Consider the following 20,368-nt stretch of genomic DNA (forward strand, 5'->3'; position numbering starts at 1 on the left):
CTCATTGCCGCTTGCCTGGGCGATGAATGCCGTAGCGCAGGTGACGAGGCTTTGTCGATTTTCGCCCAAAGTGCGCTATTGTTTGCTACTTCCGCCACCGCTTGGTTGAAAATCACCGCTTTAGGCGCTGCGCCGGTCGGCTGCCGGCGGGCCATTCGCCTGTAGGCGGGTTGCCGCAGCGAGATCCATCGGGAGCGTGGGTCCGAAGTGTCATAACGGAACTGGCCAGGAGCCGCCGAACGGGCATTCATGAATTCCGGAACCCACCTGACTCCGTCCTTCGTCTGCTTGGCAGGCGGCCCCAGCGCGGGAGTGCCGAAATCATCCTTCACGCTGCAGGCGGGGTGACGCAGCGCTCATTGCCGCTTGCCTGGGCGATGAATGCCGTAGCGCAGGTGACGAGGCTTTGTCGATTTTCGCCCAAAGTGCGCTTCCGCCCATCGTCGATGCGTTCCTGATGGCGTATGCCCATGCAGGCAAGCGTGACGGGGAAATCGCGAGGGCAGTCAAACCTTGCGCTATTCGTTGCGCTTTGCTTCGCGGAAGCGCCCGCACGAACTCACTCACGCTACCTGGTTTTTGTCCCTTCCGCAAAAAGCTGTGGACGATGTCTTGCTTCAGGAATTTGGCGAGATTGAACGGCTCGCGCTCACATTTGCTCAATTGCAAGCCGTGCCGCCGACATATGGCATCGAAGGCTTCTTTCGTCCATCGGCCAATGTGGTTTGGTGGCATGTCTACGAGCGAGCCGTGAGACTCCATATAGTACGTTCTGTTTTCATTTGGCACGGCAATGAAGACAGATCCTTGCGCCTTCAAAAGATATTTTAAGCGAGCAAAAACCTCATCAACTTGGTCCATATGCTCGAAAACCTGAAACATGAAAATAAAATCGAACGCGTCTTTCATGGAATTGAAGCTGTCATCTCGAAAGTCGTTCGCAAAGGTTTTGAAGCCTTTTGACGCCAATACCGATCGCGCCGTTTCGTTGTAGTCGACCGCAGAAATATCCGGAGTGTGGAAAAATTTATTCTTGATCCGGTCGAGAAAATACCCGAACCCCGATCCCACTTCGAGAGCAGTCTTTCCGCCAGTATTCAGGCCCGCGAGCTCTTCGATTGTCCTTGCATATTCCCATTTCATAGTTGGATAAGAAGGGTACGCCCAGGCTAAGTTATAAAACTCGAAGCCGCCGGCGACGAACGGATCTGCGAAACCGAATCCGCACTCTGCGCATTTGCGAATGTCGCAAGTGTTACTGCCCCAGAGATCCGACAGGTGGCTTGTTAACTTTCGAGAACGATCGGGGTCCTGACGCGGATTGATGAAATGTCGAGAGGCCTCGTCTGCTGTCACTTCGAACAATTTTGCGGTTGATACACTGCCACACGCTGGACAAATGGTCATCTCGCTATCCCTGAAGCCTGGACGAAGGAAAGCCGCCTTCGACGGTGTAGAATGCGTACCAGCCGGCCCAACGCAGGCCTCGACGATGCCGCCACGCTAAATTCGTTTCCGGCTACGCAACCGGCCTAGTCTCGGGCGGATGGCAAACACGTAAGTAAGAATATGCTGGCTCGCAATTTTCATAACTGATGGGCGAAGAATTTGCATGGCGTCTTGGATCGTCGCTTGCCAGGACTGCTGGTGGAATCTGCTAGGAATACGAGCAACCCGTAGCGCCCGTAACAAAGTCTCGGGGCGAGGAAGATGTTTGCGGTCCTGAATTAGATTCCAGTTAAGCTCTTTGACAGCAAGAGTTACTTGATCAACTTCATCGAAATTCTTAGTTGTAGTGATGCTCGGGTGATTGGTGGCGTCGTAGAAGATCAAGCCGTCATTTATCGCGACCATGTCTCCGTGGCATGCCAGGTCAACAAAGAACAGCTGGTCGACTCCGGCCGGGATGGAATTGTGCGCGCGCATCAGGCAACCCGCGTGAATGACGTCGCGATTGATCAACAGCGTCGACGGGATGATCCCAAGGCTTCGCGTCGTGCGGACCAGATAGAGGTCCGTCAGGCATTGCTGGCTCGAGTAGACGGAGATCCGTTGTCGCCCTTGCGGTGGCAATCGGAATTTCATCCGATCGTCCTCAATTATATTCGCGGCACAGGTCATGAATGCAGCAGAGGGATGCTTGGTGGAAACCTCGGCAAAGGTCTTGAGTGCGCCTGGGGCGAGCCAGTCATCGTCATGGAGCAGCTTGATCCATTTTCCGACGCAAGCGAGCATGGCGTTGTTGGTATTCTCGACCTGGCCCCGGCCCCGGCCGTTCTCGACAATTCGGATGCGAGGCTCGGTCCGTGCATACTCGGCCACGATTGCCCAGGTCGCTCCCTCTCGGCCCTCGTCGTCGCTGACGACCAGCTCCCAACTGGCAAAATCTTGACTCAGAATGCTATCCATCGCCCGGCGGATCGTGTCCGGTCGGCGAAACGTTGGGATGGCGACGGAAATGAAAGGGCGCAGTCGCGAAGCATCAGCGCGATGATGTTGGTCAACCACATCGGTCGTTAAAAGCTGATCAAGCTGCGATTGCTTCATAGTGTTTTTCCCTCGAGGTGATGACTCTGCTTTGGTATGGCGGCTCCCGCTGGTTCGACGGCGTGGCGGAGAAGATACAGAGAGGCCGCCGTTTTCAGTGCAAACCCGACGGCGCCGCCAGCCGCCATCAGATAAATGACTTTGAGTGGTTCCCAACCTGCCTCAGCACCGGCGAGTAGCGGGCCAAATACAAGCGCCATCCGCGCGCCGTCGACGAGAAGTCGTACCTCTTGCCGCCGCAGAAGAGCTGGAACATCTTGAAGCGGTGCCGACAACGCCTGCATAGCACCCATGAACGCCAGCGCCGTCATAATGTCTGCGGCGGGAACCCAGGGCGCCCCCAGGAGCGGGACGACGATATATGGCGCGGCTAGGCCAAGCGCTAATATTGGCAACGCAGTGAGGCCGGCTGAAAGCATCAAGAGGCCGTGCGCGGTGCCGAGCCAATGTGCTCGACTGCTGGTTTTGTTCGCCTCGGATACAAAAACATTGCTAAGCGGGTTGGCGATCAGCGTGACGGGTGCAGTGACCAGCCGCGACGCAACTCCCAGGTAACCGGCAAAAGCGGCGCCAAACAGCGAACCAACGAGTATTGCGGGAAGATTGATGATGGCAAAACTCGCTAGGGCCGAGGGAATGTCGAACAACGGAAACTTGTATTCTCGCCTGGCGACGGCAAAGACGGTCCGCCACGGCGCTCGGGCGATGCCGTTTATGTCCTTCCTGCTCAGAATCCGGGAGCCGAGGATTCCGATAAAGACGAATTGGCTCAGGATATGAGCATGCACCATCGCCTCACCTCCGAAATGGGCGAGCCCAAAAGTTAGTTGCAGCAGGGCCATGGTGGCCGGCAAAATCAGGCGGCCGAGGGCGAAGTCGCGTAGCAGGCCTACGCGCAGACTCCAGCAGTTCACTGCTTCGACGAGACCGGCGCCCCCCATCCCAAGTGGAACGAGCCAAGCGAGGTGGCCAACTCGCGTTGGAGCGATGCTCGCCCACAGCAATCCTGCCGCAAAGGCCAGGACACTCGTCACCGAGACGGCAAGGAGAATGAGCTTAACGGTCACGTATGCCCGCGCACTGTCCTTAACCCCATAGAGAGAGGCCTCGAAACGCAGTGCTGCAATCGCACCGAGGATGTTCACGATCGACAGGTAAATCGTGAAGATCCCGAAATCTGCCGGGGAATAGAGCCGGGCCAAAACGGGAATAGCGGCGACGAGGGTCAGCTGGCCGGCGATCGCCATGGCCGAAACGCCTCCTGCCGCGCGAAGAATACCGCCGATCGGGCTTGGAGGAACACGGGTGATTATTTTCTCGACCGTAGGAACCGTCCTGGATCTCAGAAAGTAGCTTTGGGACATGAGCTCGCGATTCCGAGGAGGCAAAATGCGGTTGAGCAGAGCTTACGATGGGGCCCGGACGTCACCATCATCCATCTGAATGACATCGTTCGGCAGAGCGCGGATGCGGTGAATTCTTTGTGCTCCGGGCCAAGTACAACTGCAGTCTCTGAATTGAGATCGCTCATTTGAGTTGCCTGCGATGAGCTGATTCCGCGAGGATCGCGCGGCATCGATGACCGGAAATGTCGTCGTTACGCTATGCGGTATCAGCTTATCAGCTTGATCTTTTGACCAACCAGCAGCCGCGACCAGGATAGCGGACGCGTGGATTCGTCGCTCCGACAAAGGCGCGGATTACACGCTGGCCTCGACATGCATCAACGTTTGTTGCCGTATGCTGGACGCGGCGTCCGTTCCATGAAAGTCCCGGTACCATTCGACAAAGCGTTGCACTCCGTCCTCAAGCCGCGTCGTCGGGGCGAAGCCGACGGCCTTGCGAAGATCGCTGACGTCGGCGCGTGTCTCCAGAACGTCGCCAGGCGGCAACGGCACATCCACGCGAAGCGCCCGGCAGCCAAGCGCGGTCTCGATGATCGAAATCAGCCGGTTGATCTCCTCGGGCCAGTCGTTGCCGATATTGTAGACGCGATACGGCGCGGAACTTGTAGCAGGGTCGGCGGTGCAAGGGTCCCAATGCGGATCGGGCCGCGGTGGTGCAGCAAGTGCGCGAACCACGCCCTCAGCGATATCGTCGATATAGGTGAAGTCTCGCCACACGCGGCCGGCATTGGCTACTTCGATTGGGTTCCCCTCGATAATCGCACGCGTGAACATATAGACCGCCATGTCGGGCCTGCCCCAGGGGCCATAAACGGTGAAGAAGCGCAGTCCAGTCACGGGCAAGCCGAACAAGTGGCTGTATGAATGCGCCATGAATTCGTTTGAACGCTTGGTTGCGGCGTACAGACTGACAGGATGATCGGCGCCGTGATGCTCGGAAAACGGTATGGTTCGATTTGAGCCGTAGACGGAGCTCGACGAGGCATAGACGAGGTGACTAACGCCGAAGTGCCGGCAGCTCTCAAGGACGTTGAGAAACGCTACTATGTTCGATTGTACATAGGCATGCGGGTCAACTAGTGAATGTCGCACGCCCGCCTGAGCCGCGAGATGCACAAAGTTTGAAGGTCGAACCGCTGAAAACAGCAACTGGACGCGCGCCGCATCCGCCAGATCAATTCGCATCGGAGTGAAGCCCGACTCGGCACAGAGGCGCGCAAACCGCGCTTCCTTGAGTCGTGGATCGTAATAGGGGGTGAAATTGTCGACGCCGATGACTTCGACACCCAGACGCAAAAGCCGCAAGGCGACGTGAAAACCAATGAAGCCTGCCGCGCCGGTGACGACGATCGGGCCGATCCGTGCAAGTCTCTTCACCGCGCGGTCCGAACGCAATCGAGCGATTTCCACCTTCTCCGCTGCGGCAAGAACAGACTCGCTGCCTAGATCATTGTCCAACTTGTCGCCTTTCGAATCCGTTCGACAGTGCCGAATAACCAGTCCGGGATTGCGGCTTCCGATATCTACGCCGGCGCATCGAACCTGGCGGAGTGCGCAATGCGATGCACGACCTGCCAAGTCATGACACTCCAACTTGCGCCGTCTGAATCCCGGGCGGATGCTGACGTCCGGCGATTGTATTCAAGTGGCCTGCCTTTACGGCAGGACCGAAATACGCCCAAGAAGGGCCACCAGTTCCGCCTGGCGTTTTGTTTCGGTCTTGGCGAACAGCGAGGCAAGCTGGGAACGGATCGTGGTGCGGCTGAGACGCCAGCTGCGGGCGATCTCCAAAGGTGCGTCGCCCTGAGCCAAGCGCAAGGCGAGATGCGTTTCTGCGCTCGTCAAGCCAAACATTCTTTGCAACGTGCGAGGATTTGGCCCAGATCTGTTGTCCCGATCCAGCAACGCCACAATGCTCGTTCCGTCGGGAGCGATAACGCCGTTCTCGTTCAGTATCACCGGACGGTCGCCTCTGCTGCGGATCACAACCCAAGACAGGGAGCCCGGCAGGAATTGGCCCGGAACATTTGCGATCAGCCGCCTTAGGGCGGCCGTAAGTCCGCTCGCCGTCTCAGCCGCTTCGCCCTGGCGCTCAAGCGTGGTTTGGGCGGCTGCGTTCCACTCGATTACTTTTCTTTCGCGATTCAGCACGAGATAGCCACAGCCAATGCGATCAAGCACGCCGGTTATGGATTCCAGACTGCCGCCTTTTGGTTCCCCGAGCCTTGCGTCCAATGGATGTGATGCGCGATCGGGAAGGTGACCAGAAGAGGGTCGCGTATTCCGCGCTTCAAAGTCATACTTGGTCCGCGTAGCAATGTACCGATTGCTCGAAGAAGCATCGACCTGTCTATCGATCAGATTCATTTTCTACCCCTAACCCAAAGTTTCACACGCCCGAAGTAAGTATACGGGATTCAGATAGTATTCTGTGTGTAGCTGGATTCTAGTCTTCTATGCGCTGCCGGAGAATATGGTCATCACCGCCTTGAAAACTCAACATGGTCTGACAGTTCTAAAGCAGCTCTTAGGCCCCGCTGCATCCGATAAAATGCGCGCTATGATAGCGGTATGGCAATCCGGCAGTGGTACTAAGCTGTACGTTTTTTGCGCTAGTCTCGACGGGCTAGTCAGAAGGTTGTAGTCTGGGTCCATGAGCTCGCAGTCGCGCAGGTCGAATTCGAACCCGTCGGGCAGATTGCTAACTCATATTGCCTCTGCATCGGTGCTAGCTGCCACACTGATATTCGAAATAAAATCGTCAGCCTATATTGGGCAAGGCGCCAGTTTTCTGGAATTTATTCCGGCTATTATTATTATCGCTTATCTCGAAGATCGCGTACCGGCGCTTGCTGCGACCATTCTGATGGTGACTGTCGGCCTATGGGCACGAGGACACGATCAGATCTCCAATGGAGATTGGGCACGCGCAATCCTGCTCCTGCTTTCGGGCGGGGTGATTGCCATGACATTCCATCGCCTCCGGCAGGACTTGCGCGAGTTGTTGGAGGTCGCGGAGGCCAGGCTCGCTGCCGTCGGAGCGACAGAAAGCCGTTATCGTTGGGCCTTCGAACGTGCTGCCATGGGATTCGCGAACACCAACGAGAAAGGTGAGTTGCTGCAGTCCAACAAACGCCTTTGTGAGATGACCGGGTACAAGGAGGAGGAGCTTGCCCAATTGCAGCTCGATACGCTTGCCCATCCGAACGACCGGCACACCTTGGCGCAATTGATGGGGAGGCTGGGCAATGACATTTCTTCGTTCGTGTCCGAGGTCCGTCTGTTAAAAAAGGACGGTACGGTATTCTGGGCTCGGCTGACGCTTTCTTCGTCCGTGCCGAAAGGGCGGCTCTCGGAGAGCATCTTCGTGGTGGTCGACGATATTTCGGAACGACGCGCTGTTCACGAAGCGCTTCGGGCTCAGAAGGAATGGCTTGACCTCGCTCTGTCTGCTGGACGCTTGGCCACGTGGCGCGTCGACCTTAAAGACGGGACAGTGAAGGGCTCGGACACGTTCTGGGACATTCTCGGCCTAGCCCAGGCTAACAGCCGCAGTTTGGAGGAGCTGTCGGCTGTGGTTCATCCGGCGGACTGGCCAAAGTTGGCGGCATCGAGAAAATCCGCACCATCAATCACGAATTACGATGTTGAGATACGCGTCCGCCGACCGGACGGACATATCCGCTGGGTTGCCCTGCGCGGAAGGGAAGACAGACATGGTGATGGTGGACAGCGGCTTGGGGTGGCTGCCGATCTGAGCGAGAGACGACAGACCACGCTGCTGCGCGCCGCGGCAAAGAAGCGGGAGCGCATCATGCTCGAACAGCGTCATAGATTCGGCAACGTTTTCGCGGTGATCACGGCGCTCGTGAAGATGGTCGATGTTCCCGGAAACAATGTGACCAAATACAAGGAAATGCTGATCGACCGGATACGCGCGCTCGAGGCAACCCATCTGCTTCTTTCACGCCACGGCAGCATGTCGGGCGCAATAAACGATCTCATTGCGCAAGAGTTGCACCCTTATATGGGGACACGCGCCATATCGGTCAGCGGTCCTTCCGTGGCGATGTCGGGAGGCGCCGCCGAGAGTTTTGCAATGATCATTCACGAGCTTGCCACCAATTCCATGAAATATGGAGCGCTTGGCGATCCTAAAGGCCGAATCGACGTAAGCTGGATGTTCGCAGCTGAAGACATAGGCAGTGATATCGTGTTCGAGTGGGTGGAATCAGGGCGGCGGCGAACCTCAAGCGTAGTCCGTCATGGCTTCGGTTCCATGATAATCGGAGTGGATGGAGCGCCGCTTGTCGGTCACTCTCCCAAGCTGGAAATATCGGACCAAGGGTTGCGGTATTCGCTGCGGCTGTCACGCAAGGAAATCGGTTCGTAGTGCAGTGCTCTAATCGGAAAGCAGATATTTAAAGGCGGGTCGCGCTGGGCGGCCTTTAATATGCGCAGGGTTCCTTCCAAGAGTGTCGCTGGCCCAAAGCCGCGCCGCGGCTTTGGGTATGCAGTAATATGCAGGAGGAGTCTTGGGACGCCATTTGCACGTCCAAAACAACCCGCGGCGCTCTAGCTGGCATGTCTCGAAAGCCAAGTCTTCAGCATAACGGCAGCTTCCGTCCGATTGCGTACCCCCAGCTCACGCAGAACCGCAGCAGCGTGGATTTTCGTGGTCGCCTCCGCGATTTCCAGATCGCGCGCAATTTCCTTGTTTGAATAGCCTTCCGCCATCAGCTTAAGGACTTCCTTTTGCCTCGAGGTCAGCCTGCCAAGGTTGACGCCAGCGGTACGCCTCTGTGGACCTTTGTCGTCGGAATGGGTGTGCGCGTGGGTTGTTTGCGTTGCGCCCGGGCGTGACAGAAGTGCAGGAACATAGATGCGCCCGGAGAGGATTTCATTGACGGCCAAAACAACCTCTTCGTCCGTCTGTGACTTTACGATGTAACCGTGAAGCCCGATCGACAGAGCCGTGAGTATTTCCGAGCGTGAATCGTTTCCGGAAACGATCGCAAATCGCGTATCCGGATAGGCGGACAGGATCCCGCCGAGCACTTCTTGGTTGAACAGGCCTGGCATATTCAGGTCCAGGATCGCAAGATCCACGAACGATTGCTCCGCCAGCAAACTGAGCACCGCGTCGAAACAAGACGCTTCAAATATCTCTACACCTGGAATGCCTGCGGTCAGTGCCAATCGCAAGCCGCGACGATACAAGCCGTGATCGTCGGCGATGACGATTCGATACATTGAACTACCCCAACGCGTATCTGAATGGATTGAACGGTGATGGGCCTGAAGTCGTAGCCATTCACTCGTCGATTCATCCAGCCGACGCCGCGACACCCCCAACACCGCAAACGCCAGATTTCTAATATAATCTTAAATGACGGGAAACGCTCCCCTTTTTTTGCCCCTTGTGAGCGAAACCCGCCGAACGTCGTCGAACATACGTTCTGGCCTTTGGAAAGCCGACAGACCAGCTGGTCGTTCAGCATTGCCATAGATCCAAAGATATAGAACAGCAAAACGGCTGAATTGTTACCATTCGAACGCACGACGACATCCACCCCGACGGCCACATACCATCCAGATGCAATGTCCGGATCAGGGATCGGTGCGGAAATCTCACCGGTTTCTACGGGAAATCTCACCGGTTCTTCTGAGGGGACAAGAGCGCGTTTCCCGGGTGCTGACCAGGGCAGGATAGCCGGCCATGACGATGACGTTCAGGCCGAATGAACAAGGGAGGACCAGGATGAAAGCGGTGATTCAATGTGGAGGAATGGGAACACGCCTCCGCCCCTTCACTTCGGTCTTGCCGAAGCCGCTCATGCCGATCGGTGCACGGCCGGTTCTCGAGATGCTTCTGAAATGGTTGCGACGCAACGGTATTCAGGAAGTCTATATTACAACCGGTTATCTCGGCCACTTGATCCGCACCGTGTGTGGAGATGGCTCGCAGTGGAACCTGAAAATTCGATATACGCAGGAGATGGAGCCGCTTGGCACTATCGGGCCGCTGTCTTTGATCAGGGATGAACTGACGGAGCCATTCATCGTTCTCAATGGCGATGTCCTTACGGATCTAAGCCTCAGTCGATTTGTAGCAGCCCACCGTAAGCACACCGATCCAGTGACGATCGCAACAGCCTGTCGCCTGATCAAAATGGATTTCGGCGTCATCGACGAAATCGATAACACCGTGCAGGTCTTTCGCGAGAAGCCGACGCTTTCGCATCTGGTCAGCATGGGGATTTACTGCATGAACCCGGACGTTCTGCAGTTTATCCCGTCCGGCATACCCTTTGGGTTCGACGACCTGATGCTGCAGATGATGCAGAACGGCACAACCGTGCACGTGTACAAGCATGAGGGTCTCTGGCTCGATATCGGGCGCGTCGACGACTTTCAGAACGCACAGACCATTTCCTGGGAAGACCAGTCGGCCTCGATCGAGGTCACCGCGACGGCTGCATGATGAAGTCACGAGCTCGGTTCCCACAATTATCAGTCTAGGAGGTTGTGATGCTCTTGGTCAGTGCCCCAATCTTGGGTGTGCCGGAGAAGACAGCTTTGACCAAGGTCATCGATAGCGGCTGGCTGACCATGGGGGAGCAGGTACGAGCTTTCGAACAAGCTTTTGCCGACGTTCATGATGCGGAGGATTGCGTCGCGGTCAGTTCTTGCACCGCAGCGCTTCATCTCATTTTGCACGCGCTTGGCATCGGACCGGGCGACGAGGTGCTGGTGCCATCCTTAACTTTCGTGGCGACCGCAAATGCGGTGCTCTATGTCGGTGCGACGCCGGTCTTCGTCGACATCGAGTCAGCCGACGTGCCGCTGATGTCGATCGTGGAAGCCGAAGCGAAATGCACGACGCGTACCAAGGCAATCATTCTCGTCCATTTCGCCGGCTACCTCGCCGATAGGGAACAATGGCAGAAGTTCGCCCGTGCCCGGGGGCTGCATATCGTCGAGGACGCGGCGCATGCGCCGGGCTTGAAGGAGGTGGGGACATTTGGTGCCGCGGCCGCCTTCAGCTTCTACGGCAACAAGAACATGACCACGGCGGAAGGCGGGGCTGTGATTGCCAGTGATACCGGTCTGCTCGAGACAATCCGCCAGGCGCGTGGACATGGGATGACCACCGGGACACGTCAAAGGCTGAACAGCCGCACCCCGCAGTATGATGTCACCATGCTCGGATTCAATTATCGCATGGATGAATTGCGGGCTGCGATCGGATTGGTCCAGCTGCAAAATTTGCAGGAGTGGAATGAGATCAGGCGTATCCTGGTCATGCTGTATCGCCGTCTCATCACCAAGCATTGCCCGGCCGTGACCATCCCGTTCCACGAGCCGCGGACGTCAGCCCACCACATCATGCCTGTCCTTTTGCCACGTTACGCTGACAGGCAAGACGTCATCGACGCACTGCGCGCGCAGGGGATACAAACCACTATCCACTACCCGCCTGTGCACCAGATGACTCTCTATCGTGAGCTTATTCCCGGTACTCGTTTACCGCGCACCGAAGATTTCGCGCAGCGCGAGCTGACGGTACCGCTGCATCCGCAGGTCACCGCACCTTTGGTCGAAACGGTAGTTGTCGCTCTTGCCGCAGCGGTGAACGGTTGCGCTCAGACAGGAACAGCCGCATGAATGCCCTGGACCTAGCCATTCACCGGCCTAACGTCTCGAGCGCCGCCCATGGGTCTGTGAGACGAGCAATTGACCTCGTCATTGCTGCGGCCGCGGCGATCGTCTTTGCTCCGCTGATGCTGCTGATTGCCGTGGCGCTGCTGCTAGAAGGCGGTCGGCCCATCTTCTTTACGCAGACCCGCGTCGGGGCCGGTGCTCGCCCATTCCGCATGTACAAGTTCCGCAAGTTCAGCGTGCAATGCGATCCCGGTGGCTTGGCGCTGACCATGACCGATGACAGCCGCATGACGCCGATAGGACGGCTCCTCGCCGCCACCAAGTTCGACGAGTTGCCGCAGCTTTGGAACGTCTTCAGAGGCGAGATGGCAATCGTCGGGCCGCGCCCGGAGAGCCTTGTCTTCGCCGATTGTTTTCGCGGGGGCTTCGAGGGTGTTTTACAATACAAGCCAGGCTTGCTGGGTCCTGCGCAGGTTCTCTTCCGGCATGAAGCCCGCTTTTATCCTCGGTCCATGGATCCGCTACTGTTCTACCGCGAGGTTCTGTTTCCGGCCAAAGCCAGGCTCGACCTTTCCTATTATCCGAAGCGCACGATCGTCTCTGATGTCGTCTGGATGGTGCGCGGGCTGCTGGCGGTGCTTGGCGTCGTTTCACCGCCTCCGATCGGAACTTGAGAGCAGGTGGGACATCGGCGCTCTCGTGGATTTGCAAATTCAGTGCCTCACGTCATAGGGGGAACGCTTGGTCATGGCATACAAGGGCAGGAAAGTTCTGGTTACGGGTGCCGATGGGTTCATCGGTTCGCATCTCACCGAAGCGCTTGTCCGTAGCGGTGCCGACGTCACCGCGGTAGCTCTCTACAATTCCTTCGACAGCCACGGCTGGCTGGACGATTTACCGGACACCATACGAAGCCAGTTGAACCTTATCCGCGGTGATGTTCGCGACAGCGCGTTCCTTAATAGAATCATGCGTGGCCAGGCGGTCGTGTTCCATCTCGCTGCACTGATCGCTATCCCGTATTCGTATGCCGCCGCCCAGTCTTATGTGGAAACCAACATCCTGGGCACGGTCAACGTCCTCGAGGCGGCGCGCCAATGGGAAACTGAGCGTGTGGTGCACACTTCGACAAGCGAGGTTTATGGCACAGCGCTGACAATGCCTATCAGCGAGTCCCACCCATTGCAGGGACAGTCGCCATATTCGGCATCCAAGATCGGTGCCGACATGATGGCGGAGTCCTACGCCAGATCGTTCGACATCCCCGTGGTTATTATGCGGCCCTTCAATACGTACGGCCCACGCCAAAGTGAGCGGGCCATCGTACCGACCATCATACGTCAGGCTCTCGACAAAAAATGCGCGGCGATCATGGTGGGAGACACTAGCCCGATCCGCGATCTTACTTTCGTGGAGGACACGGCGGCGGCGTTTTTGACCGCAGGTTCGGCCGAGCTCGAATTTGGCCATGCCTACAATGCCGGAAGCCAGCGCGCTGTGACGATCTCGGACATATTGGATTTGGTGATCGAGTTGAGCGGTTGCAGGAAACCAATTCACCGCGACGAGCGCCGCCTGCGGCCGCAGAATTCCGAGGTGCGTGCCTTGCTGGCCGATTCTTCGCTCCTCGAAAGCAAGACTGGATGGCGTGCCCAGACCAGCCTGCGCGAAGGGTTGGAGCGGACCATCGGATGGTGGCAAGGGCGCCTCAGCGAAGGCCGAGTGCGACATGAGATGGGCTATATGACATGACATTTCGCCCGCGTGGGTTGGCTCTGCTGTTGATTGCGGCTGCCTTGTCGTTGGATTTGTCCACGGCCGGCGGCCGGCAAGACATCGCGCCGACACAGTTTGTCGCGCCAGTGATCATGGATCTGCCCGGTTATCTCCAACCCGCGACGGATCCAGCCTTCGGCACAATGTTAATGCGCATCACCAAGCCTGGCGCCCTTGGTAATGGCGTCGTATGCGAGAAAAAATTTTGCAGCCACCGTTATTCCATCTCCCAGGCGTGGAATTCAGACCAGACTCTCCTCGTCATCACCAACGGCTGCAATGGCATGTGCTTCTTCGACGGGCAGACCTATGTCCCGCTTTTCCGTCGCGCTCGATCGGCTGAATGCGAGTGGCATCCGCAAAATGCCGATCTGATGATTTGCGTTCAGGACCGGAAAATTTCGACCTGGGTGCCGCGGACCAATCGCGAAGACGTGCTGTTCGTGTCGCCGAATTACCATGATCTTCAGTTCGGGCCGTCCAAAGGCAATCCCAGCCGTGACGGCGATCGCATAGCAGTGCGCGCGATCCGTGGCGATGGTGCGACGGTTGTATTTGCCTATGATCTCAAGCAGCGCCGGAAATTTCCAGACATCGATCTTGCCCAACTTGCCGGAGCCGTCAGCGCCTGCTCGATCTCCCCGCTCGGAGCGAACATCCTGTGCTTTCAAAACGTGAACGAAGACACAGAACAGCGAGCTATTTTCTCCGTCGACGGGGCGTTGCGGCAGAGGTGGACGGACCATCATCGGCCCGGCCATGGCGATATGACGGTCGACGAAGACGGCAGCGAAGTTTTCGTCGGCATCAGCAAATCCGAGCCTGACAAATATCACGTCATCAAAAGGAGGCTGACCGACGGAAAGGTCACCTCGCTTATGAAGTTTGGCGAAGCCGAGCATGTGTCCCTGCGGGCACTGGACAGGCCCGGCTGGGCGTTCGTGAGCTATGGCGGGAAGCCCGATGAGATATCTGCCAATGCCGACTGGGCGCCCTTTGCCCGAGAGGTGATCGCGCTGCGCCTCGATGGCAGCGGTGAGGTTCGACGGGTCACGCAGACCCACAACGTCCCGTCCGACTACTGGAGCGAGACCCATGCCTCGCCGTCCCCCGACGGGTCACAGGTAATCTGGTCGAGCAACTGGGGTGTGCCTGGCGGGCCGGTCTACGAATTCGTCACCCGTCTCGATTGGCCGAAAGAGCCGCGGTCGAACCAGAAGGAGATTGCCGCTAATGGTCCTCGTTAATCGAATCCTTCTTGTCATGCTCGGCATGTTGGCTGCCATGGAAACTGCGGCTGCAGCGGAAGCGCGGGCTGCTTATCGACTTTCCGCCGGCGATACCGTCGAGATAGGAATTGCCTCCACCTCTGAGCGAACGCAACGTGCGGTGGTCCAGATGGACGGCACGATCGCGCTTCCCGAAGTCGGGATGGTTTCGGTTGGCGGCCTGACTCCGGCCGAACTACAGACACGCATGCAGACGATCTTGCCGACCAAGATATTCCACCAGCGGCTGCCTGACGGGCGGGAGCAAATGATCGTCGTCAAGCCGACAGACGTGACCGCCGTGATTGCAGAGTACAGGCCGATCTATGTGACCGGCGACGTGCTCACTCCCGGACAGCAGGCCTATCGCCCGCTGATGACCGTGCGGCAGGCGATCGCCGTGTCAGGTGGTTTCAGCCTTTTGCGGTCCCGGGCAAACCAGGTTGGCCCAGATCCGGTGGATCTGCGGCGCGATTATGAGTCGCTTTGGGGGGAATACACGAGAGACTATTTTCACAGCGCCCGTATCCGCGCCGAACTTCAGGGTAAGTCGACTTTCGACATGCAGCCACCACAAGGGTCGCCTTTGTCGCCAAGTTTTGCCTCGGCGATCGCGCAGGCCGAAGCGGAAGGGCTGAAGCTCTCGTTGGACAATTTCCAGAAAGAGCAGAGCTTTCTCGATAAAAGTGGCAAGGATGCCGCTGCACAAACCGAGACGCTGCTCGAGCGCGAGAAGGCCGAAGCGGATGGGGTGAAGGCGGACGAAGACGAGCTGGCGCGCGTAAGGAAAGCGTTTGAGTCGGGAAATCTGACCAATACCCGGCTCGCCGACGTCCGGCGCGCTTTAGTTCTCTCTTCCAGCCGGGCACTCGAAACCTCGGTTGAACTTATGAGAGCACGACGTCAGCAGGACGATTTTGCCAGACAGCACGAACGCAATGACAACCAAAGAAGGATCGGTCTGCTGACCGAGCTGAAAGATGCCAACGTGCGTCTTGCCGACGTCGGCGCAAGACTTCGCGCCGCCAGCCAGAAGTTGCAGCCCACGGGAGCGGCCGCCCTGCCGTTACCGGTTGCTGGCGAAAGGATCCAGGCCGAGGTCACGATCATTCGCAAGCTCGGCGAAGAATGGCGAAAACAGCTTGCCCAAGAAGACACCGAGGTCATGCCGGGAGATACGATCGAGGTCAGGTTCAGCAGCGCTCTCGAAAATGCGGCGACCCGATAGATCGAGCCGCGTTTCGCAACCCCTTACTGCCTGAAGGCTCTGGAAAACTGGTCGGTAAGAGGCTTCATCAAGTAGGACCAGACACTGCGCTCGTCGGTTCTTATGTGGACTTCGGCGGGCATGCCGGGTTTGAGTATTTTCTCTCCAGTCAGACAGGTCCCTTCATTCTCGACGTCGATGCGCGCCGAAAAATAGGAAAGCTGGCGTTGCTGATCCTTGATCAGATCCGCGGAGACGCGCTTGACCGAGCCTTCGCAAGCAGGTGTGGTGCCGGCGTCGAACGCCGGAAAGCGGATCGACACCTGCTGTCCGGGATGAATCTCGTCGATACGCGACGGAGGAATGGAAGCGTCGACGACAAGGTTGTCGGAATCGGGCACAATCATCATGAGCACCTCTCCGGCGCCAATCACGCCTCCGACGGTGTGGACCGCGGATTCTTGTACCGTGCCCGATTGCGGGGCACGAATGTCTGTCCTGCCGAGTTCGTCTTCGGCCACCACCTTGCGCTCACTGAGTTCAGTCTGCTTGGCTTCCGTTTCGCGAAGTTCGTTGGTCACGTCGCTCCGCATTTGTTCGTCCAGCTGAAGCACCTGCAGGTCCGTTTCACTGATGTGAGCTTGTACCTCCGCTATCGCTGCGACAAGGCGTCCCGATTCGCCCCGAGTCCGGGTCTTCTCCAGGCTGACATTGCTCAACCTCTCCTTGGACACCAACTTCTTTGCGTAGAGAGATTCGACATCTGCAAGGTTCTTGGTCAGCAGATCCAGAGACTCGTCCGTCGCAGACTGCTGCGATTTGAGGCCATCTATCTGACGTTCAAGCTGCTTCGCGCGGCTTTGCAATTGTGCCTTTTGTCCAGCCAGCGCCGCAGCACGGCTTTCAAACAAGGCACGCTCGCCACTGACAAGTGCCGCCACCTGCGGGTCACCCATTTGAGCCCGGAGGTCGGGTGGGATCCGCATTTCCGGCAGACCCTGGCGCTCGGCCTCCAGTCGGGCCAGACGAATGGTGGCGCGATTGAGATCTTCGGTGATTATCTGCAGGTTTGCTCGGGTCAATGTGTTGTCCAGCCTGACCAACACGTCGCCGGCCTTCACATGATCGCCGTCCTGCGCGAAGATTCCGCCGATGGTGCCGCCGGTTTGATGCTGGACTTTTTTTATGTTGCTTTCGACCACTACAGTCGCAGGCGCAATCACCGCGCCGGCAATCTTGGTCAATCCCAACCAGAGCCCTCCGCCAAAGATCAACAGCAAGCTGGTTGCCAGGCCCAAGAGCAGATTGGCCCGGATGCCTTCCGGATCTGGCTTCGTCTCCAACGAACGGCTCTCGCCACCGGCGGCGACGTATGACGACACGGTAGAGCGATACCTCCCATATGTCCGGCTGCAGCTTTGTGCGGCGGAACGACAATTCGCTGCCAGGCTCCGGACCAGGTTACCCCAGGGTAGATTGGCTCGAATGCCATCCGGCTCCGGCTTCGCCCCGGTCGGCTGGCCGCCGCCAACCGCAGTATATGACGAAATGGTCACGTTAGACACTAAGCAATACCTCACGCATGCCCGCTTGCACCGTGCTGCAGCGGAACGACAATGTTTGGCTTGTCCGGACGCGGGAAGGGGCGGACCACATTTGCCAGAACGTCTTCGCGCGAGCCGAACGAATGAAGCATCCCGTTCGACAGGACGAGTACCTGATCGATGTTGACGAGAGCGGAGGGGCGATGCGCAACGACGATCACGATACCGCCGCGCTGACGCACTGCCAGGATTGCGCCGGCCAAAGCAGCATCGCCGTCTGCATCCAGATTGGAATTTGGTTCGTCAAGAACGACGAGGAATGGATCGCCGTAAAGTGCCCTGGCAAGCCCGACGAGCTGTCTCTGCCCAGCCGAAAGGGCCGCGCCGCCTTCTCCGATGCGTGTTTGAAAACCCTGCGGAAGACGCATAATCATCTTGTCCACGCCCGCAGCCTTGGCAGCTGCCAGCACGCCTTTTGCGTCGCTTTTGCCGCCGAACCTCGAAATGTTATCGGCGATCGTCCCATCGAACAGCTCAACGTCCTGTGGCAGGTAGCCAATATGAACGCCGAGCAGTTCTGAGTTCCACTGATCGAGCGAGGCGCCGTCCAATCTTACCGTGCCACGAAGCGGCTTCCATGCCCCGACCAAAGCGCGCACGAGCGTGGTCTTGCCGGAGCCGCTCGGGCCGACGACCGCCAACCCTGCGCCTCTTGCCAAGCGGAAGCTTACATTGAAGATGGTTGGCTTCTGCAGACTTGGTGGCGCGACAGTCAATTCTTCGACCGCAAGTTCCGCCTTTGGGTGCGGCAGTTCCATTGTCTCTTGCTGGCTAGCAAAGGCATCCAGCGTTGCCGCTAGCTCGGAATAGCTTTTGCGGGTTGCCAGAAATCCCCTCCAGTTTGCGATGGCCACATCGACCGGCGCCAGTGAGCGGCCCAGCAAAATGGACGATGCGATGATCACGCCCGGCGAGGCCTCGCCCCCGATCACAAGGTAGGCACCAAGCCCCAGCACACATGATTGCAAGGCCATTCGGAGCGTCTTCGACAGTGAGCTCGCTGCGCCGACGACGTCGGAAAGCCGTTCCTGGTTCTTCAGATAAAGATGACTGACCTCGTTCCAGCGCCGGCTAAGCGGAGCGGACAGGCCCATCGCCTGAACAACTTCTGCGTTGCGGCGGCCGGAATCGGCCAGCAGCCGCTGCGCGACGAGTGTTTCAGATGCACGAGCCGCAGGTTTGCGGCCGATGATCTCGGCAAGCACCGTCAAAAACACAACGGCGCATGCACCGAGCGTTGCCAGCACGCCAAGCGCGGGGTGCAGCAGATAGATGACCACCATATAAAATGGTATCCAGGGCGCGTCGAATAAGACTGTCGGCCCCAGCCCGGAAAGAAAGCCACGTAGCTGGTCCAGATCACGAAGCGGGTGTACCCGGTTCGCATCCGGCCCGGCGACGAGGGGCAGGGAAAGCGAGGCTGCGAACGCCTTTTGCTGAAGATTTCTATGCAGGCGGCTGCCGATGCGGACCAACAGGCGAAGCCTCACGAAATCGAGGAGCCCATAGGCCGCGTAAAGTCCCAGCATTCCGACTGTAAATCCGATAAGCGTCGGCACGCTCTGCGAAGGCAGCACGCGGTCGTAGACCTGGAGCATGTAGACGGAGCCGGTCAAGGCGAGGATATTTATCAATGCGGAGAAAACGCCTACGCCGACGAGGCCGTGCACACAGCCGAACATTGCGGAGCGTAGATCGAGCGAGCGCCCTTTGGTCGACTTCATGATGTGCGCTCGTTGACGCGAAATTGCCGCGCAATCTCGTCGATTCTTTCGATGAGGGACAAACTTTAACCTTCCGGGAAGCAGCAGCTCCGCCCCGCTGCTGGAACATTACGAATTGCTTACATACGTGCCTTCTTTGATTAAAATGTAGCAAAATCGTGACGCCAGGCTGAGAATTCGGCAACTGGCTCGCCAGGCTGGGGATAACTGGCTCGAGTAAGGAGATATTCCTAATCCTGACAAGGCGCAGAAGCTTATGGTCATCTTTGTAGCATCAAGGCTTCAAAGCGTCTGGGGACGGAATGGGTTTTGATTTTGTCGATCGAGAGTTAAACGTTTTTGAGATACACTTCAGCGATACGCCATTGTCGTCCACTAACGGCGGCTAAAACGGGAGGCGAGTGTCGTGAGCGAAGAGATCAATGTCGCCGATGCCTATGGCCGGGGCCGCAGCACCTTCATGGGATTGCAGTTGCTCGTCTCGCCCGGTGCGCTTGTTCCTCGGCCGGAAACGGAACTGCTCGGCAAAGCCGCTCTCGATGTTCTGAGCCAACTGAATTTGCCTGTGCCTCGCGTTGTCGACATGTGCTGTGGGGCGGGTAATCTGGCGTGCGCCATCGCGCACCACGCTCCGACCGCGCGCGTGTGGGCAAGCGATCTTACCGACGGATGCGTGGAGGTCGCGCGCCGCAACGTCACCCATCTTGAAATAGAGGATCGGGTGACGGTGCTTCAGGGCGACTTGTTCAGCGCCTTCTCCGGCCTGGAGCTCGACGGCACGATCGACGTGATCGTTTGCAACCCGCCCTACATTTCGGAAAAACGGCTCGAGGGCGACCGTTCGCATCTGGTCGAGCTCGAGCCACGTGAAGCATTCGCAGCCGGCCCGTACGGCCTGAGCATCCACATGCGGGTGCTCAAGGAGGCGCCGCGTTATTTGCGGCGCGGAGGCATCCTGCTTTTCGAGGTGGGGCTTGGCCAGGACCGGCAGGTCATGAGTTTGCTCGAGCGTTCCAAGGCTTATGAGAGTATCCGGGCAGTCACCAACCAGGCCGGCGAGGGCAGGGTGGTTGTGGGACATACGAAGGCGCAGGCGTAAGCATCGCATCCGCGGCAGGCCTAGACGCACTGTCGCGGCTAGAGACGGCCGGGAAGTTGAAACAGAGTTGCG

General features: G+C 58.0%; 16 protein-coding genes. 8 read left to right on the forward strand and 8 right to left on the reverse strand.

Translation table 11 applies throughout. The annotated features are described in order from the left end of the window. Nucleotides 1-321 precede the first annotated feature (321 nt). From AC0L2P_RS14845 to AC0L2P_RS14865, 5 genes are all read right to left on the reverse strand, one after another. Nucleotides 322-1,407 (reverse strand): class I SAM-dependent methyltransferase, encoded by a 1,086-nt coding sequence (locus tag AC0L2P_RS14845; RefSeq protein ID WP_473502041.1) that lies wholly within the window; start codon nt 1,405-1,407, stop codon nt 322-324. 96 nt (nt 1,408-1,503) lie between these two features. Continuing rightward, nucleotides 1,504-2,547: a glycosyltransferase family 2 protein gene (locus AC0L2P_RS14850; protein ID WP_473502042.1), complete on the reverse strand. Its 1,044-nt coding sequence runs from the start codon at nt 2,545-2,547 to the stop codon at nt 1,504-1,506. Next, entirely contained in the window at nt 2,544-3,794 is a 1,251-nt protein-coding gene (locus AC0L2P_RS14855; RefSeq protein WP_473502043.1) for a lipopolysaccharide biosynthesis protein, read from the reverse strand. Before AC0L2P_RS14855 ends, AC0L2P_RS14850 begins: the two co-directional genes overlap by 4 nt. 453 nt (nt 3,795-4,247) lie before the next feature. Continuing rightward, on the reverse strand, nt 4,248-5,330 hold the full coding sequence (locus tag AC0L2P_RS14860; protein ID WP_473502216.1) for an NAD-dependent epimerase/dehydratase family protein: 1,083 nt from the start codon (nt 5,328-5,330) through the stop codon (nt 4,248-4,250). A 279-nt stretch (nt 5,331-5,609) separates the two neighbouring features. After that, a complete protein-coding gene (locus AC0L2P_RS14865) occupies nt 5,610-6,320 on the reverse strand; it encodes a helix-turn-helix transcriptional regulator (protein ID WP_473502044.1) in 711 nt (236 codons plus the stop codon). A gap of 286 nt (nt 6,321-6,606) precedes the next feature. On the opposite strand from AC0L2P_RS14865, the gene AC0L2P_RS14870 reads away from it, so the two are divergent. Next, nucleotides 6,607-8,346 carry a PAS domain S-box protein gene (locus AC0L2P_RS14870; RefSeq protein WP_473502045.1) on the forward strand — a complete coding sequence of 580 codons (1,740 nt, stop codon included), beginning with the start codon at nt 6,607-6,609 and terminating at the stop codon, nt 8,344-8,346. A 182-nt stretch (nt 8,347-8,528) separates the two neighbouring features. On the opposite strand, the gene AC0L2P_RS14875 is transcribed toward AC0L2P_RS14870, so the two are convergent. Next, the gene (locus AC0L2P_RS14875) at nt 8,529-9,206 is read right to left on the reverse strand and encodes a LuxR C-terminal-related transcriptional regulator (protein WP_023675618.1); all 678 of its coding nucleotides are present in this window, start codon (nt 9,204-9,206) and stop codon (nt 8,529-8,531) included. A gap of 508 nt (nt 9,207-9,714) precedes the next feature. Between AC0L2P_RS14875 and AC0L2P_RS14880 the strand changes: the two genes are divergently transcribed. The 6 genes from AC0L2P_RS14880 to AC0L2P_RS14905 all read left to right on the forward strand — a co-directional run bounded on the left by AC0L2P_RS14880 (nt 9,715) and on the right by AC0L2P_RS14905 (nt 15,890). After that, a complete protein-coding gene (locus AC0L2P_RS14880) occupies nt 9,715-10,437 on the forward strand; it encodes a nucleotidyltransferase family protein (RefSeq protein ID WP_473502047.1) in 723 nt (240 codons plus the stop codon). 47 nt (nt 10,438-10,484) lie between these two features. After that, nucleotides 10,485-11,621, forward strand: a complete 1,137-nt coding sequence (locus AC0L2P_RS14885; protein WP_473502048.1) for a DegT/DnrJ/EryC1/StrS family aminotransferase — start codon at nt 10,485-10,487, stop codon at nt 11,619-11,621. Next, the gene (locus AC0L2P_RS14890) at nt 11,618-12,292 is read left to right on the forward strand and encodes a sugar transferase (protein ID WP_473502049.1); all 675 of its coding nucleotides are present in this window, start codon (nt 11,618-11,620) and stop codon (nt 12,290-12,292) included. Before AC0L2P_RS14885 ends, AC0L2P_RS14890 begins: the two co-directional genes overlap by 4 nt. Before the next feature lie 73 nt (nt 12,293-12,365). Then, nucleotides 12,366-13,370, forward strand: a complete 1,005-nt coding sequence (locus AC0L2P_RS14895; RefSeq protein WP_473502050.1) for an SDR family NAD(P)-dependent oxidoreductase — start codon at nt 12,366-12,368, stop codon at nt 13,368-13,370. Continuing rightward, nucleotides 13,367-14,641, forward strand: a complete 1,275-nt coding sequence (locus AC0L2P_RS14900) for a hypothetical protein (RefSeq protein ID WP_473502051.1) — start codon at nt 13,367-13,369, stop codon at nt 14,639-14,641. The genes AC0L2P_RS14895 and AC0L2P_RS14900 overlap by 4 nt, the downstream gene beginning before the upstream one ends. Continuing rightward, nucleotides 14,628-15,890, forward strand: a complete 1,263-nt coding sequence (locus AC0L2P_RS14905; protein WP_473502052.1) for a polysaccharide biosynthesis/export family protein — start codon at nt 14,628-14,630, stop codon at nt 15,888-15,890. The genes AC0L2P_RS14900 and AC0L2P_RS14905 overlap by 14 nt, the downstream gene beginning before the upstream one ends. Before the next feature lie 23 nt (nt 15,891-15,913). On the opposite strand, the gene AC0L2P_RS14910 is transcribed toward AC0L2P_RS14905, so the two are convergent. Further along, nucleotides 15,914-17,251, reverse strand: a complete 1,338-nt coding sequence (locus tag AC0L2P_RS14910; protein ID WP_473502054.1) for an HlyD family type I secretion periplasmic adaptor subunit — start codon at nt 17,249-17,251, stop codon at nt 15,914-15,916. A 194-nt stretch (nt 17,252-17,445) separates the two neighbouring features. After that, complete coding sequence (locus AC0L2P_RS14915; RefSeq protein ID WP_473502055.1) at nt 17,446-19,197, reverse strand: type I secretion system permease/ATPase; 1,752 nt, start codon at nt 19,195-19,197, stop codon at nt 17,446-17,448. 406 nt (nt 19,198-19,603) lie between these two features. Between AC0L2P_RS14915 and AC0L2P_RS14920 the strand changes: the two genes are divergently transcribed. Further along, a complete protein-coding gene (locus AC0L2P_RS14920) occupies nt 19,604-20,296 on the forward strand; it encodes a N5-glutamine methyltransferase family protein (protein WP_473502057.1) in 693 nt (230 codons plus the stop codon). The last annotated feature ends 72 nt before the right edge of the window (nt 20,297-20,368 follow it).

The sequence above is a fragment of the Mesorhizobium sp. WSM4836 genome, from assembly GCF_055811815.1.

Excerpts from the sequence above, each read along its gene's own strand:
- AC0L2P_RS14885 (WP_473502048.1), top strand. The coding sequence starts at position 10,485 with ATGCTCTTGGTCAGTGCCCCAATCTTGGGTGTGCCGGAGAAGACAGCT.
- AC0L2P_RS14875 (WP_023675618.1), bottom strand. The coding sequence starts at position 9,206 with ATGTATCGAATCGTCATCGCCGACGATCACGGCTTGTATCGTCGCGGC.
- AC0L2P_RS14850 (WP_473502042.1), bottom strand. The coding sequence starts at position 2,547 with ATGAAGCAATCGCAGCTTGATCAGCTTTTAACGACCGATGTGGTTGAC.
- AC0L2P_RS14915 (WP_473502055.1), bottom strand. The coding sequence starts at position 19,197 with ATGAAGTCGACCAAAGGGCGCTCGCTCGATCTACGCTCCGCAATGTTC.
- AC0L2P_RS14855 (WP_473502043.1), bottom strand. The coding sequence starts at position 3,794 with ATGGCGATCGCCGGCCAGCTGACCCTCGTCGCCGCTATTCCCGTTTTG.
- AC0L2P_RS14845 (WP_473502041.1), bottom strand. The coding sequence starts at position 1,407 with ATGACCATTTGTCCAGCGTGTGGCAGTGTATCAACCGCAAAATTGTTC.
- AC0L2P_RS14890 (WP_473502049.1), top strand. The coding sequence starts at position 11,618 with ATGAATGCCCTGGACCTAGCCATTCACCGGCCTAACGTCTCGAGCGCC.
- AC0L2P_RS14895 (WP_473502050.1), top strand. The coding sequence starts at position 12,366 with ATGGCATACAAGGGCAGGAAAGTTCTGGTTACGGGTGCCGATGGGTTC.
- AC0L2P_RS14870 (WP_473502045.1), top strand. The coding sequence starts at position 6,607 with ATGAGCTCGCAGTCGCGCAGGTCGAATTCGAACCCGTCGGGCAGATTG.
- AC0L2P_RS14880 (WP_473502047.1), top strand. The coding sequence starts at position 9,715 with ATGAAAGCGGTGATTCAATGTGGAGGAATGGGAACACGCCTCCGCCCC.
- AC0L2P_RS14905 (WP_473502052.1), top strand. The coding sequence starts at position 14,628 with ATGGTCCTCGTTAATCGAATCCTTCTTGTCATGCTCGGCATGTTGGCT.
- AC0L2P_RS14900 (WP_473502051.1), top strand. The coding sequence starts at position 13,367 with ATGACATTTCGCCCGCGTGGGTTGGCTCTGCTGTTGATTGCGGCTGCC.
- AC0L2P_RS14865 (WP_473502044.1), bottom strand. The coding sequence starts at position 6,320 with ATGAATCTGATCGATAGACAGGTCGATGCTTCTTCGAGCAATCGGTAC.